General features: G+C 32.4%; 18 protein-coding genes and 1 riboswitch. Of the genes, 14 read left to right on the forward strand and 4 right to left on the reverse strand.

Annotation, left to right across the window (positions count from 1 at the left end; all coding sequences use genetic code 11):
- Positions 1-20: 20 nt before the first annotated feature.
- Both LXH21_RS09450 and LXH21_RS09455 read right to left on the reverse strand, forming a co-directional pair.
- The gene (locus LXH21_RS09450; protein ID WP_239865133.1) at positions 21-1127 is read right to left on the reverse strand and encodes an efflux RND transporter periplasmic adaptor subunit; all 1107 of its coding nucleotides are present in this window, start codon (positions 1125-1127) and stop codon (positions 21-23) included.
- 25 nt (positions 1128-1152) lie between these two features.
- Positions 1153-1662 (reverse strand): GbsR/MarR family transcriptional regulator, encoded by a 510-nt coding sequence (locus LXH21_RS09455; RefSeq protein ID WP_239865134.1) that lies wholly within the window; start codon positions 1660-1662, stop codon positions 1153-1155.
- 202 nt (positions 1663-1864) lie between these two features.
- Here LXH21_RS09455 and LXH21_RS09460 point away from each other — a divergent pair, with 202 nt between their 5' ends.
- The 14 genes from LXH21_RS09460 to LXH21_RS09525 all read left to right on the forward strand — a co-directional run bounded on the left by LXH21_RS09460 (position 1865) and on the right by LXH21_RS09525 (position 16836).
- Positions 1865-3106, forward strand: a complete 1242-nt coding sequence (locus tag LXH21_RS09460; RefSeq protein ID WP_239865136.1) for an HD domain-containing protein — start codon at positions 1865-1867, stop codon at positions 3104-3106.
- 96 nt (positions 3107-3202) lie between these two features.
- Positions 3203-4246 (forward strand): UDP-3-O-(3-hydroxymyristoyl)glucosamine N-acyltransferase, encoded by a 1044-nt coding sequence (gene lpxD / locus LXH21_RS09465; protein ID WP_239865138.1) that lies wholly within the window; start codon positions 3203-3205, stop codon positions 4244-4246.
- Positions 4239-5633, forward strand: coding sequence for a bifunctional UDP-3-O-[3-hydroxymyristoyl] N-acetylglucosamine deacetylase/3-hydroxyacyl-ACP dehydratase (locus LXH21_RS09470; RefSeq protein WP_239865140.1), 1395 nt, complete (start codon positions 4239-4241; stop codon positions 5631-5633). Before lpxD ends, LXH21_RS09470 begins: the two co-directional genes overlap by 8 nt.
- A gap of 49 nt (positions 5634-5682) precedes the next feature.
- On the forward strand, positions 5683-6471 hold the full coding sequence (lpxA, locus tag LXH21_RS09475) for an acyl-ACP--UDP-N-acetylglucosamine O-acyltransferase (protein ID WP_239865149.1): 789 nt from the start codon (positions 5683-5685) through the stop codon (positions 6469-6471).
- Positions 6472-6694: 223 nt separating this feature from the next.
- A complete protein-coding gene (gene efp, locus LXH21_RS09480; protein WP_239865151.1) occupies positions 6695-7261 on the forward strand; it encodes an elongation factor P in 567 nt (188 codons plus the stop codon).
- Positions 7262-7353: 92 nt separating this feature from the next.
- Complete coding sequence (locus tag LXH21_RS09485; protein ID WP_239865153.1) at positions 7354-8283, forward strand: UDP-3-O-(3-hydroxymyristoyl)glucosamine N-acyltransferase; 930 nt, start codon at positions 7354-7356, stop codon at positions 8281-8283.
- A gap of 2 nt (positions 8284-8285) precedes the next feature.
- Positions 8286-8648: a nuclear transport factor 2 family protein gene (locus LXH21_RS09490; RefSeq protein WP_239865155.1), complete on the forward strand. Its 363-nt coding sequence runs from the start codon at positions 8286-8288 to the stop codon at positions 8646-8648.
- Positions 8649-8744: 96 nt separating this feature from the next.
- Entirely contained in the window at positions 8745-9617 is an 873-nt protein-coding gene (gene sucD / locus LXH21_RS09495) for a succinate--CoA ligase subunit alpha (RefSeq protein WP_239865157.1), read from the forward strand.
- 214 nt (positions 9618-9831) lie between these two features.
- The gene (locus tag LXH21_RS09500; RefSeq protein WP_239865159.1) at positions 9832-10257 is read left to right on the forward strand and encodes a hypothetical protein; all 426 of its coding nucleotides are present in this window, start codon (positions 9832-9834) and stop codon (positions 10255-10257) included.
- Positions 10258-10374: 117 nt separating this feature from the next.
- Positions 10375-10470, forward strand: a riboswitch (SAM-I-IV-variant riboswitch).
- A 57-nt stretch (positions 10471-10527) separates the two neighbouring features.
- Positions 10528-11850, forward strand: coding sequence for a Na+/H+ antiporter NhaC family protein (locus LXH21_RS09505; RefSeq protein WP_239865161.1), 1323 nt, complete (start codon positions 10528-10530; stop codon positions 11848-11850).
- Positions 11851-12035: 185 nt separating this feature from the next.
- Positions 12036-12782, forward strand: a complete 747-nt coding sequence (gene fabG, locus LXH21_RS09510; protein ID WP_239865163.1) for a 3-oxoacyl-[acyl-carrier-protein] reductase — start codon at positions 12036-12038, stop codon at positions 12780-12782.
- Positions 12783-12842: 60 nt separating this feature from the next.
- Complete coding sequence (locus tag LXH21_RS09515) at positions 12843-14870, forward strand: hypothetical protein (RefSeq protein WP_239865165.1); 2028 nt, start codon at positions 12843-12845, stop codon at positions 14868-14870.
- Between the two features lie 28 nt (positions 14871-14898).
- Complete coding sequence (locus LXH21_RS09520) at positions 14899-15795, forward strand: LysR family transcriptional regulator (protein WP_239865168.1); 897 nt, start codon at positions 14899-14901, stop codon at positions 15793-15795.
- Positions 15796-15870: 75 nt separating this feature from the next.
- Positions 15871-16836 (forward strand): YeiH family protein, encoded by a 966-nt coding sequence (locus LXH21_RS09525; protein ID WP_239865170.1) that lies wholly within the window; start codon positions 15871-15873, stop codon positions 16834-16836.
- Here LXH21_RS09525 and LXH21_RS09530 read toward each other — a convergent pair.
- A complete protein-coding gene (locus tag LXH21_RS09530; RefSeq protein WP_239865172.1) occupies positions 16829-17404 on the reverse strand; it encodes a 3'-5' exonuclease in 576 nt (191 codons plus the stop codon). The genes LXH21_RS09525 and LXH21_RS09530 overlap by 8 nt on opposite strands.
- A gap of 23 nt (positions 17405-17427) precedes the next feature.
- The gene (locus tag LXH21_RS09535; protein ID WP_239865174.1) at positions 17428-19344 is read right to left on the reverse strand and encodes a DUF294 nucleotidyltransferase-like domain-containing protein; all 1917 of its coding nucleotides are present in this window, start codon (positions 19342-19344) and stop codon (positions 17428-17430) included.
- Positions 19345-19626 lie beyond the last annotated feature (282 nt).

A 19626-nucleotide genomic window follows, 5' to 3' on the forward strand; every position in this document is an offset into this window, starting at 1 on the left:
CGCAATAGTTAAATTGTCAATTATTTTGTCGTAGGATTAATTGTTGCTTTATAATCAACTACTTCTGGTTTGATTTGAGTTCCTTCGGCTACAATTCCTACACCTTCAATTAGAACTTTATCATTCACATTTAATCCGCTGTCTACAACATAAAAACGGCCTCCTGGGATAGGACGTACTACGATAGGCACTGCTTTTACTTTACTATCTTTATCTACAATTAATGCTATACGCTTGTCTTGCATTTCTAATGTCGCATTTTGTGGAATGATGATAACATCTTCTAAGTCTGTTGGGATTTGTACAACACCACTTCCTCCAGAACGTAATAATTTATTAGCGTTAGGAAAACTTGCTCTCACATTAAATGATCCAGTTTGCATATTAGCTTGTCCGCTAAATGTTTGAATCTTACCTTTTTGCTCGTATACTTGACCGTTGCTTAGTACTAAATTTACAGCTGGCATATTGTCAACTTTATCTTGAAAAGATTTTCCTTTAGCATTCATCATAATGTCTAGCTGTTGCTTTTCATTAATAGAAAAATAGGCGAAAACAGTACTCACATCAGAAATTCTAGTTAAAGGTTCTGCCGTTTGACTACTTACATAACTTCCTATTCGCAAAGGTAAACTACCAACAATACCATTAACAGGACTCTTTATAGAAGCATAATTAATCTTAGCTAGAATACCTTGGTACATACTTTTTGCACTAGCTAAATTTGCTTTTGCCGTGGCTAATTGCACATCGCTAATGATATTTCTATCAACCAATGGCTTTAATCTGTTTACTTCAACTTGTGCAGCTGTAATATTAGCTTTAGAAGCACTAGCTTCTTGGTTGGCTGTTTGAGTCTCAAGTTTAAAAAGAAGCTGTCCCTTTTTGACCTGCTCACCTTCTTGTACATAAATTTTCTCGATGTAACCATCTACTTTAGCACGAATATCGATATCTGTTATTCCTTCTAATGAAGCAGGATACTCAGCCAATAAAGTAGTATTTGATGCTTCTACGGCAACGACTTTATAAGGCATTACAGTTGGAGCAGCAGCTGTTTCTTCCTTTTTGCAGGATAGTAAGCTCAGTGATAATACAAATGCACTTATGATATATCTCTTTCTCATTTTAGATTATTTTACTTGTTTTTAATTAATTATTTATTTGTAGATGACTATGATTCTTAATTTCGATTTTCTTAAATTCTGCAATCGTTTGTTCAAAAGTTTTCTCTATTTTATGCAAGTGATTTTTGTACGAAATGATATTTTCAAGATTACAAATTTCTTCTGAACAAGAAGCTGTTTTAAGACGGTAATCATGCATTCTATTAATGATATTACTCTCAGCCTCAATCATCTTCATGTAATTACTTAATCTATCGCTTAATGGAGCCGATTTATAATATTTCTTTCGATCACCACTTACAGTAAAGTAAAATACTTTATCCATGCTCAATAGTAGTTTTAAGTTGGTAGAGATGGAGCTTTTACTGGCTGATAACTTTTCTATCAAAGCTTCAAAGGTTAAACCAGATTTACAGCCATCTACAATTAAAACGCCTAGTATTCGAGCCGCTAGAGGTGGAATTTGATAAAGAGATTCGAAATGAATTCCAAACAGCTCAATCATCTCAGCTCTTTCTTTTTGAATGTCTTCCATTTGTGATTTTTTATGCAAAAGTACAATTGGTTCGTAAAACACCGAACCATTAGAACCATAAAAAATTGTTAATTTTAAAAGCGTTAATTTTAATGCAATGAAACCTACTAATAATTAAGAATTGATTAATAAAAGCATACTATTTTTACGATAGGTACTAAAATGAAATTTAACTATATTTGTTGACCAAAACATTACGATTGTGAGTAACATCAATAAATTAAAAATATTCAACGACCCAATTTATGGGTTCATATCAATACCCAACGCTTTAATATATGATTTAATTCAGCATCCCTATTTTCAACGTCTTCGTAGAATAACACAGATGGGATTGTCTTATCTTGTTTACCCGGGAGCACACCACACTCGATTTCATCATGCTTTAGGTTGTATGCATTTGATGCAGAAAGCGGTAGATGTTTTGCGTTTCAAAGGAGTTGAAATTTCAGCAGAGGAGGAAAATGCACTGTACATAGCTATTTTGCTTCATGATATAGGACATGGTCCCTTTTCACACACGATGGAAAAAACTATTGTAGAAGATGTTCATCATGAACAAATCTCTTTACTGTTTATGGAAAAGCTGAATGCTGAGTTTGATGGTAAACTTGATCTTGCTATTCAAATTTTTAAGGGGGAATACGATAGAAAGTTCATGTTACAGTTGATTTCAAGCCAATTGGATATGGATCGAATGGATTATCTAAAAAGAGATAGCTTTTACTCGGGGGTAGCGGAAGGTAACGTCAATTCAGAACGACTGATTCAAATGATGAATGTAGTCGACGATTATCTAGTTATTGAGGAAAAGGGTATCTATTCTGTTGAGAAATTTTTGATGTCAAGACGATTAATGTATTGGCAAGCCTATTTACATAAAACTAGTTTGGCGGCCGAACTAACGTTGACTAAAGTACTCAAACGTGCGAAAGACTTAACGAGTAAAGGGATTGATTTACCTTGCAGCATGCCGTTACAATTCTTTATGAAAAATAAAATTGACTTAGAATCTTTCGATTCCAAAAACTTGCAGTTGTTTTCACAATTAGATGATTTTGATATAATAAGCGCTTTAAAAGCTTGGCAGTATAATGATGATTATATATTATCAACTTTAAGTAAGATGATTATTAATCGCGATCTACCAAAAATAAAATTGTCTAGTGATAAACCTACCGTTGATGATCTCGAGCAATTTAAAGAGAAATTTGCTGCCGAGCATAACTTGAGTATGGCGGATACAAGCTATTTTATTTTTAAAGGTAAAATTAAAAATCAGGCTTACAGTAAAGAAGCAGAACCTATTCGAATACTTAAAAAAGATCGCTCTGTAGAGGATGTTTTTGAATCTGCAGATCAACTGAACTTGAAATCATTATCAAAGCTAGTTACGAAATACTATATTTGTTTCCCAAAACAACTCGAACAAATCAAGATTTAAGATCTTTTTTTTTATATTTTTGTCGAAATCAATAATACAATCGATTTTTTAATACTATTATAGTTATTAAGGTTAAGAAGAAGTAATTAAATCATAATGAAATTTACAGCAGAACAAATAGCGGATATTTTAGAAGGAGAAGTAGTTGGTAATCCGAATGCTGAAGTTCATCAATTGTCAAAAATTGAAGAAGGGAAAGATGGATCACTAACATTTCTGTCCAATCCAAAATACAATCACTTTATTTATACTACAGAAGCAACCATAACTATTGTCAACAAAAACTTCGAGCCAGAAAGTAAAATAAATACAACATTGATAAAAGTAGAGGATGCTTATTTGTCCTTTACAAAATTACTTGAATTTTACGACCAAGTAAAAGGTCTAAAGAACGGAATAGAAAATCCTGTAGCTATCTCAGAAGGAGTGATCTACGGTGATAATTTTTATTTAGGAAGTTTTAGTTATATTGGTACAAATGTTACAATAGGCGATAATGTTAAGATCTATCCTAACTGCTATATTGGAGACAATGTGAAAATTGGAAGTGAAGTGACGCTTTATCCTGGTGTTAAAATATATTCTGAAACCGAAATTGGTAATAAATGTAAGATACATTCTGGTGTAGTGATAGGTTCGGATGGTTTTGGTTTTGCACCAAATGCTGACGGATCGTTCAAGAAAATTCCTCAGATAGGTAATGTTATTATTGAAGATGATGTTGAAATTGGAGCTGCTACTACAATTGATAGAGCTACAATGGGTTCTACCATAATAAGAAAAGGTGTAAAACTTGACAATCAAATTCAAGTAGCGCATAATGTAGAGATCGGTGAGAATACAGTAATTGCCGCTCAGACCGGAATTGCAGGATCTACCAAAATTGGTAAAAATGGAATGATAGGCGGTCAAGTAGGAATTACAGGTCATTTGATCATAGGTAACAATGTTCGTATCCAAGCACAATCAGGTGTTACGAGAAATATAAAAGATAACGAAATACTGCAAGGTAGTCCAACATTTGGATATAATGATTTTAGTAAATCATATGTTCATTTCAAAAATTTACCAAAGATAATAACAGAAATTGAAGAGTTGAAGAAAGAAATATTAAACACAAAAAATAGAAATAATGGTTAAACAGAAGACCATCAAGGCAGAAATATCCCTAACTGGGGTTGGATTACATACAGGTAAAGAAGTCAGCATGACTTTTAAACCTGCTCCAGTAAACAACGGTTTCACTTTTGTTAGAGTTGATCTAGAAGGACATCCTGTAGTTGAAGCAGATGCAAATTATGTAGTAAATACACAAAGGGGTACTAATTTGGAAAAATTAGGCGTAAAAATTCAGACTCCAGAGCATGTATTAGCAGCACTGGTAGGTTGTGATTTAGATAATGTTATTGTGGAGCTAAATGCTTCAGAATTACCTATTATGGATGGTTCATCTAAGTATTTTGTTGAAGCTTTGGAAAAAGCCGGAGTTGAAGAACAAAATACAAAGAGAAACGTATATGTAGTAAAAGAAGTTATCTCATTTACGGATGAAGCCTCGGGAAGTGAAATTTTAGTTATGCCTAGTGATTCTTATAGTATAACCACTATGGTAGATTTTGGTACTAAAATTTTAGGTACTCAAAATGCTACTTTAAAAAATATGGATGATTTCAAGACTGAAATCGCAAATTCAAGAACGTTTAGCTTCTTACATGAATTAGAGTCGTTATTAGACAATGGTTTAATCAAAGGTGGAGATTTAAATAATGCTATTGTTTATGTAGATAAAGACATATCTGCTAGTACAATGGAAAAATTAAAAGTTTCATTTGGTAAAGATTCATTAAATGTAAAGCCAAACGGAATTTTAGATAATTTGACATTGCATTATCCAAATGAAGCAGCAAGACACAAACTTCTCGATGTTGTAGGTGATTTGGCTTTGATTGGAACGAAAATTCAAGGAAAAATTATAGCTAATAAACCAGGACATTTTGTAAATACTCAATTTGCAAAAAAGATGGCAAAAATCATTAAAATAGAGCAACGTAATTTTGTTCCTAGTTATGATTTGCACCAAGAACCACTGATGGATATTCATAAAATCATGTCGGTTTTACCTCATAGACCTCCATTTTTATTGATTGACAGAATTATTGAAATGTCTGAAAATCATGTGGTGGGTATGAAAAATGTGACTATGAATGAAAATTTCTTCGTAGGACATTTTCCAGAAGCTCCGGTTATGCCAGGTGTTTTAATTGTTGAAGCTATGGCACAAACAGGAGGTATATTAGTATTAAGTACAGTTCCAGATCCAGAAAATTACTTGACATATTTCATGAAGATGGATAATGTAAAATTTAAACATAAAGTTTTGCCAGGAGATACACTACTTTTTAAATGTGATTTAATTACACCTATTCGTAGAGGAATTTGTCATATGCAAGCTAATGCATACGCTAATGGAAAATTAGTAGCAGAAGCTGAGTTAATGGCACAAATTGCTTTAAAACCACAACATTAATATAAGTTTAGAGTTATACTCTATCATAATTAAATTTAAAAAAAAATAGATGAATCAACCATTAGCTTATGTTCATCCAGGTGCCAAAATCGCCAAAAATGTGGTTATAGAGCCTTTTACAACTATTCATAATAATGTAATTATTGGAGATGGAACATGGATCGGTTCCAATGTTACCATTATGGAAGGTGCTAGAATTGGTAAAAATTGTAACATTTTTCCAGGCGCAGTTATTTCTGCCGTACCACAAGATTTAAAATTTGGAGGGGAAGATTCTCTAGCCATTATTGGTGATAACTGTACTATTAGAGAGTGCGTTACCATTAATAGAGGTACTATTGCATCAGGTCAGACGACCATTGGAAACAATTGTTTAATTATGGCAGCTGCACATATTGCGCATGATTGTCACGTAGGAGACAATGCTATTATTGTAAATGGTGTTTTATTAGGCGGACATGTTACAGTTGGTAATTACGCTGTAATTGGAGGTTTGTCAGCAGTTCATCAGTTCATCAGTATTGGTGATCATGCTATGATTTCTGGTGGATCGTTGTTACGTAAAGACGTTCCTCCGTATACGAAGGCAGCAAAAGAGCCTTTATCATATGTTGGTATCAATTCCGTTGGACTAAGAAGAAGAGGCTTTACAACCGAAAAGATTAGAGAGATTCAGGATATATATCGGATTCTTTATCAAAAAAACTATAACACAACACAAGCTATAGGAATCATTGAGGCCGAAATGGAAGCAACTCCAGAACGTGATGAAATTTTAGATTTTATTCGAAATTCATCAAGAGGAGTGATGAAAGGTTATTCAAGTAGCACAATATAATGAAATAGCTAGTATTGATTTTGAACTATTTATATGTTATCTTAGTTCGGAATAAAAATACTAGATAAGAATAATTCTATTTACTTTTAAATAAATAAAATGGTTCCTAAATTTTCTTAATAAATGATTTTATATAACTCACTACTTTAATTAGGAGAGGATAAATAAAATATAGGTAAGCTAAAGAAATTAGCTTTAAAATAATTAAAATATAATAAACAAAATGGCATCTACATCAGATATTAAAAACGGACTTTGTATTAAGCACAATCACGATATTTATAAAATCATTGAATTTTTACACGTTAAGCCAGGTAAGGGGCCAGCGTTTGTAAGAACTAAATTGAGATCATTGACAAATGGTAAAGTATTAGATAATACTTTTTCAGCAGGACATAAGATTGATACAGTGCGTGTAGAAACACATACTTTTCAATATTTATATCCAGAAGGTGATGATTTTCACTTTATGAATGCAGAATCATTTGAACAAATTACTTTAAATAGAAATGTTCTAGACTCTCCAGATTTATTAAAAGAAGGAGAAAATGTAATGATTCAAATCAATACAGAAACTGATTTACCATTAGCTGTAGATATGGCGCCATCGGTAATATTAGAAGTTACTTATACAGAACCAGGATTAAAAGGTAATACAGCGACAAATGCTACAAAACCTGCCACAGTAGAAACTGGAGCAACTGTAAATGTACCTTTGTTTATTAACGAAGGAGATAAAATTAAAATTGATACTGCTACTTGTTCTTATATGGAACGTGTAAAAGAATAATTTTTCAAATTTTTGCACTTCAAGCGTAGTGATTTTACTACGCCTGAAGTGCATAATTTTTTAAATGATAAATTAAATACAATTAGATTAATATGAAATTTCCAAAAGTTAGTTCTTTAAAAGAAATTGCAAATTTACTGCAATGTGAATTTGTTGGAGATCAAGACCTTCCAGTTTTGGGTATGAATGAGATTCATGTCGTTGAGCCAGGAGATATCGTTTTTGTTGATCATCCTAAATATTATGATAAAGCACTTCTGTCTGCTGCTACAATTGTATTAATTAATAAAAAAGTTGATTGCCCAGTAGGTAAAGGACTTTTAATCTCTGATGATCCATTTAGAGATTTTAATAAATTAACAAATTACTTCAAACCTTTTCATTCCTCTTCAGTTTCTATTTCGCAATCGGCAAAAATAGGAGTAGGTACCGTAATTCAGCCTAATGTTTTTGTTGGGAACAACGTAACTATTGGGGATCACTGTCTTATTCACTCTAATGTGTCTATATATGATCACACAGTTATAGGTAACAACGTAATCATACATGCAGGAACAATATTAGGAGCTGATGCTTTTTACTATAAAAAGAGGGAGACTGGCTTTGATCAACTTATTTCAGGAGGTAGAGTGGTTATCGAAGATAATGTCGGAATTGGTGCGCTTTGTACAATTGACAAAGGAGTATCTGGCGATACCACTATTGGAGAAGGAACAAAGATAGACAATCAAGTTCATGTGGGTCATGATACGGTAATTGGTAAGAAATGCCTAATTGCTTCACAAACAGGGATTGCTGGATGTGTAATAATCGAAGACGAAGTTACTCTTTGGGGGCAAGTTGGTACTACAAGTGGTATTACTATTGGTTCAAAAGCTGTAATAATGGGGCAAACAGGTGTTACTAAGTCTGTTGCTGGTGGAAAATCTTATTTCGGTACACCCATCCAAGAATCTAGAGAGCAATTAAAACAGCTTGCTAATCTTAAAAAAATACCTGAAATTTTAACCAAATTACGATAGTTATGACTGCAAAAGAATTAGTTGTTGATTTTTATAAATCAGATGCACTTATTGATAGCGAAATAATGAAAAATTATATCCATCCAGAGATTCGAATCGACTGGAATAATAGTAGCGGATATTCTGAATTAAATTACGACTCTCTTTTGTCTCTTATAACAGATTTAAGTATAGGTTATATTCGATCAAAAGTTAAAATAAGTCAAATCGTAGCAGAAAATAATATGATTTCTGTACGGTATACTCATTTTGTTAAAACTATTGAAAACCCAAGAGAGGACATGCTCTTAGGTTATTTCATGGCGATCTGGGAGATAAAAGACGATAAATTATATCGCGGGTTTCAAATCAGTCAAAAACCTTGATTTTTGTTTTAAAAAATTCGAAGTTCTCAACAGATTAATGCCTACTATTTTCTATTTTTGCAACACAAAATTTAAAAACTACATAAAATATATATCATGAGTGTTTTAGTTAATAAAGATTCGAAAATAATTGTTCAAGGATTTACAGGAAGTGAAGGAACATTCCACGCTTCTCAAATGATTGAATACGGAACAAACGTTGTTGGAGGAGTTACACCAGGAAAAGGGGGAACTACACATTTAGAACGTCCGGTTTTTAATACAGTTAAAGATGCTGTTGAACAAGCGGGAGCTGATACTACTATTATTTTTGTACCACCAGCTTTTGCTGCTGATGCAATCATGGAAGCTGCTGACGCAGGTATCAAAGTAATTATCGCTATTACAGAAGGAATTCCAGTAGCAGATATGATCAAAGCAAATGGATATGTAAAAGAAAGAAATGCTAGATTAATCGGACCTAACTGTCCAGGAGTTATTACTCCAGGTGAGGCTAAAGTTGGTATTATGCCAGGTTTCGTTTTCAAAAAAGGAACTGTAGGGATCGTTTCTAAATCAGGAACATTAACTTATGAAGCGGCTGACCAAGTAGTTAAACAAGGATTAGGAATCACTACTGCAATTGGTATTGGTGGAGACCCTATTATTGGAACAACTACAAAAGAAGCTGTTGAATTGTTGATGAACGACCCTGAGACTGAATGTATCATTATGATTGGTGAAATTGGTGGTCAATTAGAAGCTGATGCTGCAAAATGGATCAAAGCTGATGGTAACCGTAAGCCTGTAATTGGTTTTATTGCTGGAGAAACTGCTCCTGCTGGTAGAACAATGGGTCATGCTGGTGCTATTGTTGGAGGTACAGATGATACTGCTGCTGCCAAAAAACAAATCATGAGAGACAACGGTATTTACGTTGTTGATTCACCTGCTGAAATTGGTAAAAAAGTTAAAGAAGTTTTAGGATAATCTTTTTCTAAATTATAATAATAAGAAGCCTCACATTTGTGGGGCTTTTTTAGTATAAAATGAAATTAAAGAAATATATTTGCACTTTAGTAAAAATCATTATTTTTTTAATGTTAATTACTATATCGCAAAGATAAACGATTGGTTTTTATGGATTCTCACGCTTTTGTGGGGATTTTTTTTGTCAAAAACCACAAATAATAAACAAAAAGTTATGTACAAAGAATTAGAGAAATACAAAGAAAACAATAGTTTTACAATTTCAGTTGATGATAGTTTAGAAGATGCTTGTAACGCTTCTGAAGGAAGTGGAGTTTTCATCGTGAACGCAATCAATGGTGATGATAAAGAACTTATTATGGTTGGTTCTACAGGAACTGTACAGAATGATGGTTCACTAAAAAGTAAAAATGGTGGTTTGTATGATAAAATTGTAAACGGACATCAATTTGCAAAAACAGGAAGAAAGTATTCTTGGCCTGCACAAATGAAAATCGAAAATATCGAAAGACTTGAAGTGCTATGGTTTGAAACTTTTAATGACACAGATAAAGGTATTCCAACTTATGTAGAAGGACAAGTGCTACAGAACTTTTTATCTGAAAATGGTAGATTACCAAGATGGAATGTGGCTTTCTAAGCTAGCAACTTTTGATAGAAAAGATTAAAAAAGCTTTACTTCGGTAAAGCTTTTTTAATTTAAAATTATAAAAACCATTTTACTATTATTTTTCCATAAAATAATAAGTAGTTTTGCAAACGTTATCACGAATCTCATAATGAGATAGCAACCTGCAACAACGAGCAAGGTGCTAAAACGATAAGCCAATTCCTTGGAAAAAAATGTTGTTTTACATTCCCATTTTTAGCTTTGTTTTTCGTTATAATCATTTCATGATAAAATTGATTTATGACACATTTATTGAAAAAAAAAGGAAATGCATATGCCTTGATTCCTTTACTGATTTTTATTTTTACATTTTTAGGAGCTGGTATTTGGCTTCATGATTTTTATGCTTTACCTGCTCCAGTTGCTGTATTAATAGGTATTATAGCTGCTTTTTTGTTATTTAAAAATTCTACCGAAGAAAACGTAGCTACTTTAATTGCTGGCTGTGGCGAAAGAAAAATTATGACAATGTGTTTAATTTACCTTTTAGCAGGTGCTTTCGCAGTCGTTAGTAAAGCTATGGGCGGTGTTGATGCGGTTGTAAGCTTAGGAATTAGTACTATTGATGTAGCCTATTTTCCTTTGGGAATCTTTTTAATTGCTGCTTTTTTATCAACGGCTACAGGAACTTCGGTTGGAGCTATTGTTGCCATTGGTCCTATTGCAGTAGACTTGGCTAATTCAAGTGGAGCTTCATTATCCTTGATAGCCGGTGCATTATTGGGTGGTTCTATGTTGGGCGATAACCTATCGATGATTTCCGATACTACAATTGCAGCAACTCAATCGCTGGGTTGTGAATTAAAAGACAAATTTAAAGTTAATTTATTTATTGCTTTACCGGCCGCAATAATTACAATTATATTGTTTTATTTCCTTGGATTAAATTCAGATATTACAGCAGAAGCAATTACTAAAACCAGTTTTGAATGGGTTACTATTGTTCCTTATATATTAATTATCGTACTTGCTCTTATGGGAGTCAATGTTTTTTCAACTTTAATTATTGGTACCGTATTGGCTGGCTTGATTGGTTATTTTGGAAATCATTTTACCGTGATGGAATTTGCTCGAAAAGTCTATGAAGGATTTACTAGTATGACCGAAATATTTTTATTATCTATGCTTACAGGAGGGTTAGCTGCTATGGTAGACAAAGCGGGTGGAATCGATTTTTTATTGCACCAAATAAAAAAAAGAATCAAAAATAAAAAATCAGCTCAATTGGGAATAGGAGCTTTGGTTGGTTTTACCAATGTAGCGATTGCCAACAATACCGTTTCAATTGTAATTACTGGAGGAATTGCAAAGGAAATTAACGAGGAATACAATTTGAGTTCCAAAAAAACAGCAGCTATTCTGGATATATTTTCTTGTGTTATACAGGGAATATTACCCTACGGAGCACAAGTGCTTTTAATATTAAGTTTTGCGAAAGGTAAATTAGACTTTATGGATTTACTCAGTAATGCTTGGTATCATTTGTTTTTATTTCTCTTTACCTTGATTGCTATTTATAGTACTTTTTGGGATAAATTGGTAAAACGTTTTTTTAAACTATAATTACGATTAGATTTGTGAGGTAAATGAATTTGAAATTTTTTTTAAAAAAGGAATTACTCTATATTTGACAACTCTTAGATAGCCCTGATAGCAGTGAAAATCCTTTTATATCCGCCATGCGGACATAAAAGATTGCAACGTATAGCAGGAATAGCTTCAAATAAAAAATAAATTAATTTTTAAATATGAAATTACTAGAAGGAAAAGTGGCGATCATTACAGGTGCAAGTCGTGGAATAGGTAGAGGAGTAGCAGAAGTTTTTGCTAAACATGGAGCTAATGTAGCTTTTACATACAGTTCTTCTGCAGCATCTGCTTTAGAATTAGAAAATGAATTAAATGCATTAGGTATTAAAGCAAAAGGTTATCAATCAAATGCGGCGGATTTTAATGAATCTCAAATTTTAGTTGATAAAGTTCTAGAGGATTTTGGTACAATTGATATTCTTATAAACAATGCCGGAATTACTAAGGATAATTTATTAATGCGTATCTCAGAAGCTGATTTTGATTCAGTTATCGCGGTTAATTTAAAGTCTGTATTTAATATGACCAAAGCGGTACAAAAAACTTTTTTAAAGAAACGTGCTGGTTCAATTATCAACATGAGTAGTGTGGTAGGTGTTAAAGGTAATGCTGGGCAAACTAATTATGCAGCTTCAAAGGCAGGTGTAATTGGATTTACAAAGTCAGTAGCTCTTGAATTGGGTTCACGTAATATTCGTTGTAATGCAATTGCTCCTGGATTTATCGAAACTGAAATGACAGGAAAGTTAAGTGAAGAAGTGGTCCAAGGATGGAGAGATGGTATCCCGTTGAAACGTGGAGGAACTACAGAAGATGTGGCTAATGCGTGTCTTTTCCTAGCATCTGATATGAGCGCATATGTTACAGGGCAGACATTAAACGTATGTGGTGGAATGCTAACGTAGTAGATAAACATCAATATTTAATGCTATATTGATTACTTAGAATAAAGTTTACTTTAAAATATGGACAAATCAACAATGCTATTTCTAATACTTTCTGTTCTTGTAGCAGGTGGTTTGTCTTTTATTCAATACCTATACAAAGCCAAAAGTGATTCAAGACTGAATTTTCTTTTGGCTTTTTTACGATTCTTATCATTGTTAGCAATCTTTATTCTGCTTATCAACCCCATATTTACAACTAATAAGTTAGAGACTGTTAAACCTCCCTTAGCCATTATAGTTGATAATTCCAGCTCTATTAAATATTTAAGTGCATCTGAATCTGCATCAGACATTTACACTTTCTTGGTTAATAATAAAGACTTGGCTGATAAATTTGCGATTCAATCCTTTCGATTTGACAGTGAATTTATACCATCATCTTCCTTTAATTATAAAGGTAATCAAACTAACTTTGATGGCATTTCAAAAAACTTAAAGAATTATTATCGAAGTCAAACTTATCCGAGTATCGTAATTACGGATGGTAATCAAACCCATGGAAATGATTATGTATATGCCTTTGATAATTCCAACAAAGTGTATCCTATTGTTGTGGGAGATACTACAAAAGTATTTGACTTAAAAATTGGACAGCTAAATGTAAATAAATATGCATTTTACAAAAATAAATTTCCAGTAGAAGTTTTTCTTAACTATTCTGGAACTAAAGCTATTCAAGCTGATTTAATAATTACCCAAGGAAAATCTATTGTAGCCAAGCAGAAGGTTTCATTATCGAGCATGGTGAAGAATACTACTGTAAATCTACTCTTGCCTGCAGATAGAAAAGGCGTACAGATTTACAAGGCAAAGATTACTACCTCTGAGAAGGAAAAAAACACATACAATAATGTCAAAAATTTTGCTGTTGAAGTGCTTGATCAAAAAACAAATATTGCAATAATTACAGAAATTAATCATCCTGACATAGCTGCTTTAAAGCGCGCTATCGAGACTAATGAACAACGGAAAGTAACCATTGTTAAACCAAATGAAATCAGTAACTTAAGTAATTATGCTGTATGTATATTTTACCAACCTACATCAAAATTTAAAGTAGTTTTTGAGGAAATTGATAAAGTCGGTATCAACGCCTTTATCATAACGGGAATGCATACCAACTATAATTTTTTAAATCAAACGCAAGACTATTTTGATTTTAAAATGAGTAGTCAACCAGAAGATTTCACTGTTAAATTTGAAGAACAATTTAATCTATTTGCCGCAGAAAATATTGGTTTTGAAAATTTACCACCGTTAGAAAATCCATTTGGAAAAATCACCGTCAAAAATCTTGTATCGACAGCATTGTCAGCGAAGATTAGAAATATCGAAACAGGCGCACCTCTGCTCGCATTTGGTGAAAGACAGGGAAAGCGTTCGGCTTTTCTATTTGGAGAGAATAGCTGGAGATGGCGGTTACAATCTAATATAGATCAGCAATCATTTGATAAGTATGATTTATTTGTAGACAAAATTATTCAATTTTTATCATCGAATAATACTAAAAAATCATTAGTAGTTAATCACGAAAATTTTTATAATTCAGGTGAGTCTATCGAAATTAATGCTCAGTTTTTTAATAAAAATTATGAGTTTGATGAAAAAGCTCATTTAACTATCTCTGTCAAAAATGAAAAATCGAAACAGGTAAAAAATTATGATTTACTAAAATCAAACAGTTTCTTTAAAGTGAACCTTGACGGACTCACAGCAGGTAGTTATAGCTTTGTTGTTAAGGAACTGAATACCAAAACAATTTATTCCAATTCATTCGAAATATTAGATTTTGATATTGAAAAACAATTTGTAAATGCAGACGCAGAAAAATTAAACCAATTAGCTACTCAAACTGCTGGTAAGTTGTATTTCCCCAATCAAATGGAGCAATTAGTGCAGTCATTATTAAGCAATAGTGACTATCAAGCAGTGCAAAAGAAACACGTAAGCCGATCGCCGCTCATAGACTGGTATTGGCTATTGATTATAATTGCGGCAACACTATCTGCTGAGTGGTTTATTCGAAAATACAATGGATTATTATAATTACATTAGCTTCTAACAAGATATTTCTATGGATTTTAGACTACAAGTTTTTGCTGCTGTTGCCAACCGTTTAAGTTTTACTAAGGCAGCGGGGGAACTGTACATAACTCAGCCTGCAGTAAGTAAACACATTCAAGAATTAGAAGAAAATTATAAAATAAAACTTTTCGATCGAAGAGGATCCAAGATATCGCTCACACAAGCAGGGGAGATTTTATTAAAATATAGTCGAACCATTTTTGAGACCTACAGAACGATAGATTATGAGATGAGTACTCTAACCAAAGAACGAAGAGGTGCATTGCGATTGGGGGCAAGTACGACAATTTCTCAGTATGTAATTTCGCCATTATTAGCAGATTTTCATTTAAAATTGAATGATATAAAAGTAAATCTGAGAAATGGAAATACCGAACATATAGAAAATGCGCTTCTAAATAATGAAATTGAAATAGGTATTGTAGAGGGACAATCTAAAAATCCTTCGATTAAATATATTGAATTTTTAAGAGATGAAATTGTGCTGGTTTGCAAAAGAAATCATTTTTTAGCAGATTACAATAACATATCATTTGACACTCTAGAAAAATTAAAATTTGTAACAAGAGAAGTAGGATCAGGAACTTTAGAGGTAATAGAGCACAGTCTTAATAATCAAAACAAATCACTCCAAAAACTTTCAATTGAGATGCAATTAGGCAGTACCGAAAGTATCAAATCTTACTTATTAAATTCAGACTGTGTTGCGTTTATGTCTATACATGCTGTAAGCAAAGAATTAAAAAATAACGAATTAAGAGTTATAGATGTTGAAGATTTAGCAATTGAAAGGTACTTTTATATAATTACACTTCAAGGAAGTCAAAATGCTTTGGTAAATTTATTCATTAAACATCTAGCAGAATACTATAACTTGAAGTTATAGAGTATTGTTATTTATGATGTTTTAGAACGATTTAAATGGCGCAACTTTGTAATGTATTAATTTAAAAAAAGTACAATGGAAACCGAAGATCAAAAAATGCATCCGTTCGTAAAAGTAAATCCAAATTTTCAGAAACTCATATTTGTAATCCTACTGATTTTATGTCTCACTGCTGGAGTAACACCACCAATAGCGCTATTATTAGGTTTAATCGTAGCCAATGTTTCGGGACATCCATTCTTACCTTTTAACCATATCGCTATTCGTTATTTATTGCAATTCTCAGTAGTTGGTCTGGGATTTGGTATGAATGTTTATCAAGCAATGGCAATTGGTTCAACTAGTTTTATATTTACGGTAGTTTCTATTATCAGCACAATTGCTATAGGTCTCTTATTGGGAAAATGGTTTTTAATTGATCGAAAAACCGTTCATTTAATTTCTTGTGGAACTGCGATTTGTGGCGGTAGTGCTATTGCAGCTATTGCTCCAATAATCAAATCAGATGAAAAACAAACATCAGTAGCACTAGGAGTAATATTTATACTAAATTCGATAGCCCTATTTTTATTTCCAGCGATAGGCCACTGGTTGCAATTGTCACAGCAAGAGTTTGGATTATGGTGCGCTATAGCAATTCATGACACTAGCTCGGTCGTGGGCGCCGCTAACAAATATGGAGCGGAAGCGCTGTCAATTGCAACTACAGTAAAGTTAGCCAGAGCATTGTGGATAATTCCGGTAGCATTAGTGACAACTATAGCGTTTAAGAATAAATCTAAAAAAATAAACATTCCATACTTTATAGGATTTTTTATAATTGCAATGTTTTTAAATACTTATGTGCCACAAATAAGCGTAATTGCTCCAACAATTGTACTCCTAGCAAAAATAGGGCTAACTATAACCTTATTTTTAATTGGTTCTGGACTTAATCTTAATGTATTACTTTCTGTAGGTTTTAAACCTTTACTTCATGGTGTATTATTATGGTTATTTATTGCTAGTATGTCATTGGTAGCTATAAGATATCTTATTTAATACCCAGTCTAGATTTTAATTTTAGAAATAGTAGAGCAGTGCGATAGGCAGCATCAGGCGAAGAACCTTTTATTTCATTTGGAATTTTGTACACCTTTAATAGCTCATCTAATGTGAAATCTTGATCAGTAACTTCTATTAACTTTTGATGCATAATATTTACATCCAATGCTTCGTTTTTTAAGCTTCCACATTCCAAACGTTCTAAGGCGGCGTTTAGCATTGCGACGCTAAAATTAATATTGTGACCAACTAGAATTGCATTACCCAAATAATCAATAAAACCCTTCATAGCATCAGGTTCTCCCATTTTTTTTAATTTGCTGTCTACTATAAAATCAAAAGGGAGTTTATTATCATGAAAGAATTTGTATTGCATTAATACAGTTTCAAAATTATCGCCTATATGTATGCTATCGTCGATTACAGAAAAAGCACCGATTGTTAAAATAACATCCGATTGTACGCTATCTCCAGTTGTTTCTATAGATAACAAAACAAATCGTTTGGATTTTTTATTAAATGTCGATAAGTAGTTTTTCCAAAAATCTGGATAAACTTTATTCATAGTTTTTAACCAATCTAGCATAATTAAGAAAATTGAGTTAATTGAAATTTGTTTTTGATCAAATCTTCAAGCTCTTTCATAGGAGCAAGGGCATTTTTGAGCTTTTCGCGATCAATTTTTGAAAGCTCTTCAATATTTATATATTGTCCGGTATCATCATTTTTGATTCCTTCGAGAGTTCTAAATTTTGTTAATGTCAAATACGCATCGGCACAATCAAGATAAATCTCAGCATGTTTAGAATCTGTGATAGCTAGTTGTTTAAACCTAACATAAGTATTGTTAATTCCTTTTATACCGTAGCTCATTGTGAACATTCTAGCACCATCAATTAAAGGTAATAAAGCCCTGGTTTTAATATCAAATTTATCTTTGTGAGGACCTTCTTCTTCAACGAGGAATTTTTTGAAAAAACTCAGGGGTGAATTTTTTCTTAGAGCATCGTTCCCTAGAAAGTCGAACAAAAGTGTGTTACCAACTACATTTTCAAATACAACAGTATTTAATGCATCTTCTATTTTTTGATCACCAAAAATGATTTCATAGTCAAAAAAGATACTGCTTAGATTATTATTTTTCTCACCAGGATTCTTCATCCATGAATCAAATTGCTTTAACCAGTCAGAAACCGACTTACACCAAATTATATTGCTGGCAACATGACCGTCTGGACACATCGTATAACCTGTTTTCTCTAATTTTGCAATAGCTTTTGTTGCCAATTCTATAAAGTAGTCTTTAATTTCTTTGTACTTTTCTGGAGCAACATCTTCAAAAACCAAAAAGTTATCTTGATCGGTAAGTAATAATTGTTCTTTTCTGGCTTGACTTCCAATGCTAAACCAAGCAAATCGAGCAGGAGGGGAGCCCAGTTCTAAAATAGATTGCTCTACAGCTCTCTTTAAAATCGCAAAATTTACTTCACTTGCAATGTTTGATATATGTGTTAGTGGAATATTTTTCTGAATCGATGACTGTATTATGTCGCCTAATCGAGAGCGTATTTGTTTTAACTCACTAGCTTTTTGCGAACGCTTAATTTCTTTAATTAATACACCTGGGTTATTTGCTTGTGCCAAAATTAGATCGTGTTCGGAGATAACGCCTTTAATTTCCGTTTTATCAGAACCATCTGTCGTGACACACAAATGAGTTACATTGTTTTTCAGCATCAATAATTGTGCTTCAGCTAGCGAAACATTTTCAGAAACTGTAATCACGGGATACGACATAATCGCATCGACAGTATCCGTAATCGGGAAGCGTCCCGTAGCAATTTTTGAAGACATATCAGTATCTGTGACAATACCAACTGGTATATTTTTTTCGCAAATTAAGGCATTATTTACTTTCATTTCAGCCATTAACTGAGCAATTTCTTTAATTACAGTATTTCCAGTTGTGATTAGTGGATGTGTATTGAAAGATAAATTTTGAAAAAATTGCATTCCAGATTGTTGTCCTGTAAAAAATGAATTTTCAGAGATCAGATTATTTTCGAAATTTTCCTTATCGTTTGCGTTGCGTTTGTCTACTGCAAAATTTTCTAACAGCAAATTTAGAACATCAGAATTACTTGCAACAAAAGGTCTAAAAACAGCAATTGGAATCGCATAAACAACACTTTCTTCACGTGCTTTGGCATTCATCATGTAGTTGTTCTTGGCAAAAAATGGTCTTAAACCAAAAATTGTCCCTTCATGACATTTGGTCAAAATTGTTTCTTCTGCCTCCGCAATAACAGTTAGATTAATTAGTCCTGAAGCTACAACGTAGAAACTATCGTGTAAAGAATCATTTATGCTAAATACTGTTTTATTTTTTTCTAAATTAATTACACGAATACTTACAGCAATTTCTAATATTTCATCCGTAGTCAAACGATTAAACGGTGTATATTCCTTTAAAAAATCGGCAATTTGTACAGCAATTGAATTCATAGACTTTATTAATTGTATACTGCAAAATTAATAAATTAAACTATTATAAAATCTATTTGTCGAGGATTCTAATTAGTTTTATTAAAAATGTCTTAATACAATCGTTTTCTTAGAATATGTAAATAAATACTTCTTTTTTCTGTTGTTTTCGAATTTGATATTGCGATAAAGAGTTATTTTTATTAAGGCCTGATAATTAACGATATAAATGCAATAGAAGTAGTTCTAAAATATTCTATTTTACATAATATAAATTATAGTTCAATTTATAAAGGTCGAATT

It is taken from the genome of Flavobacterium algicola (assembly GCF_022399565.1).
In the GTDB taxonomy this organism is placed as follows: domain Bacteria; phylum Bacteroidota; class Bacteroidia; order Flavobacteriales; family Flavobacteriaceae; genus Flavobacterium; species Flavobacterium algicola.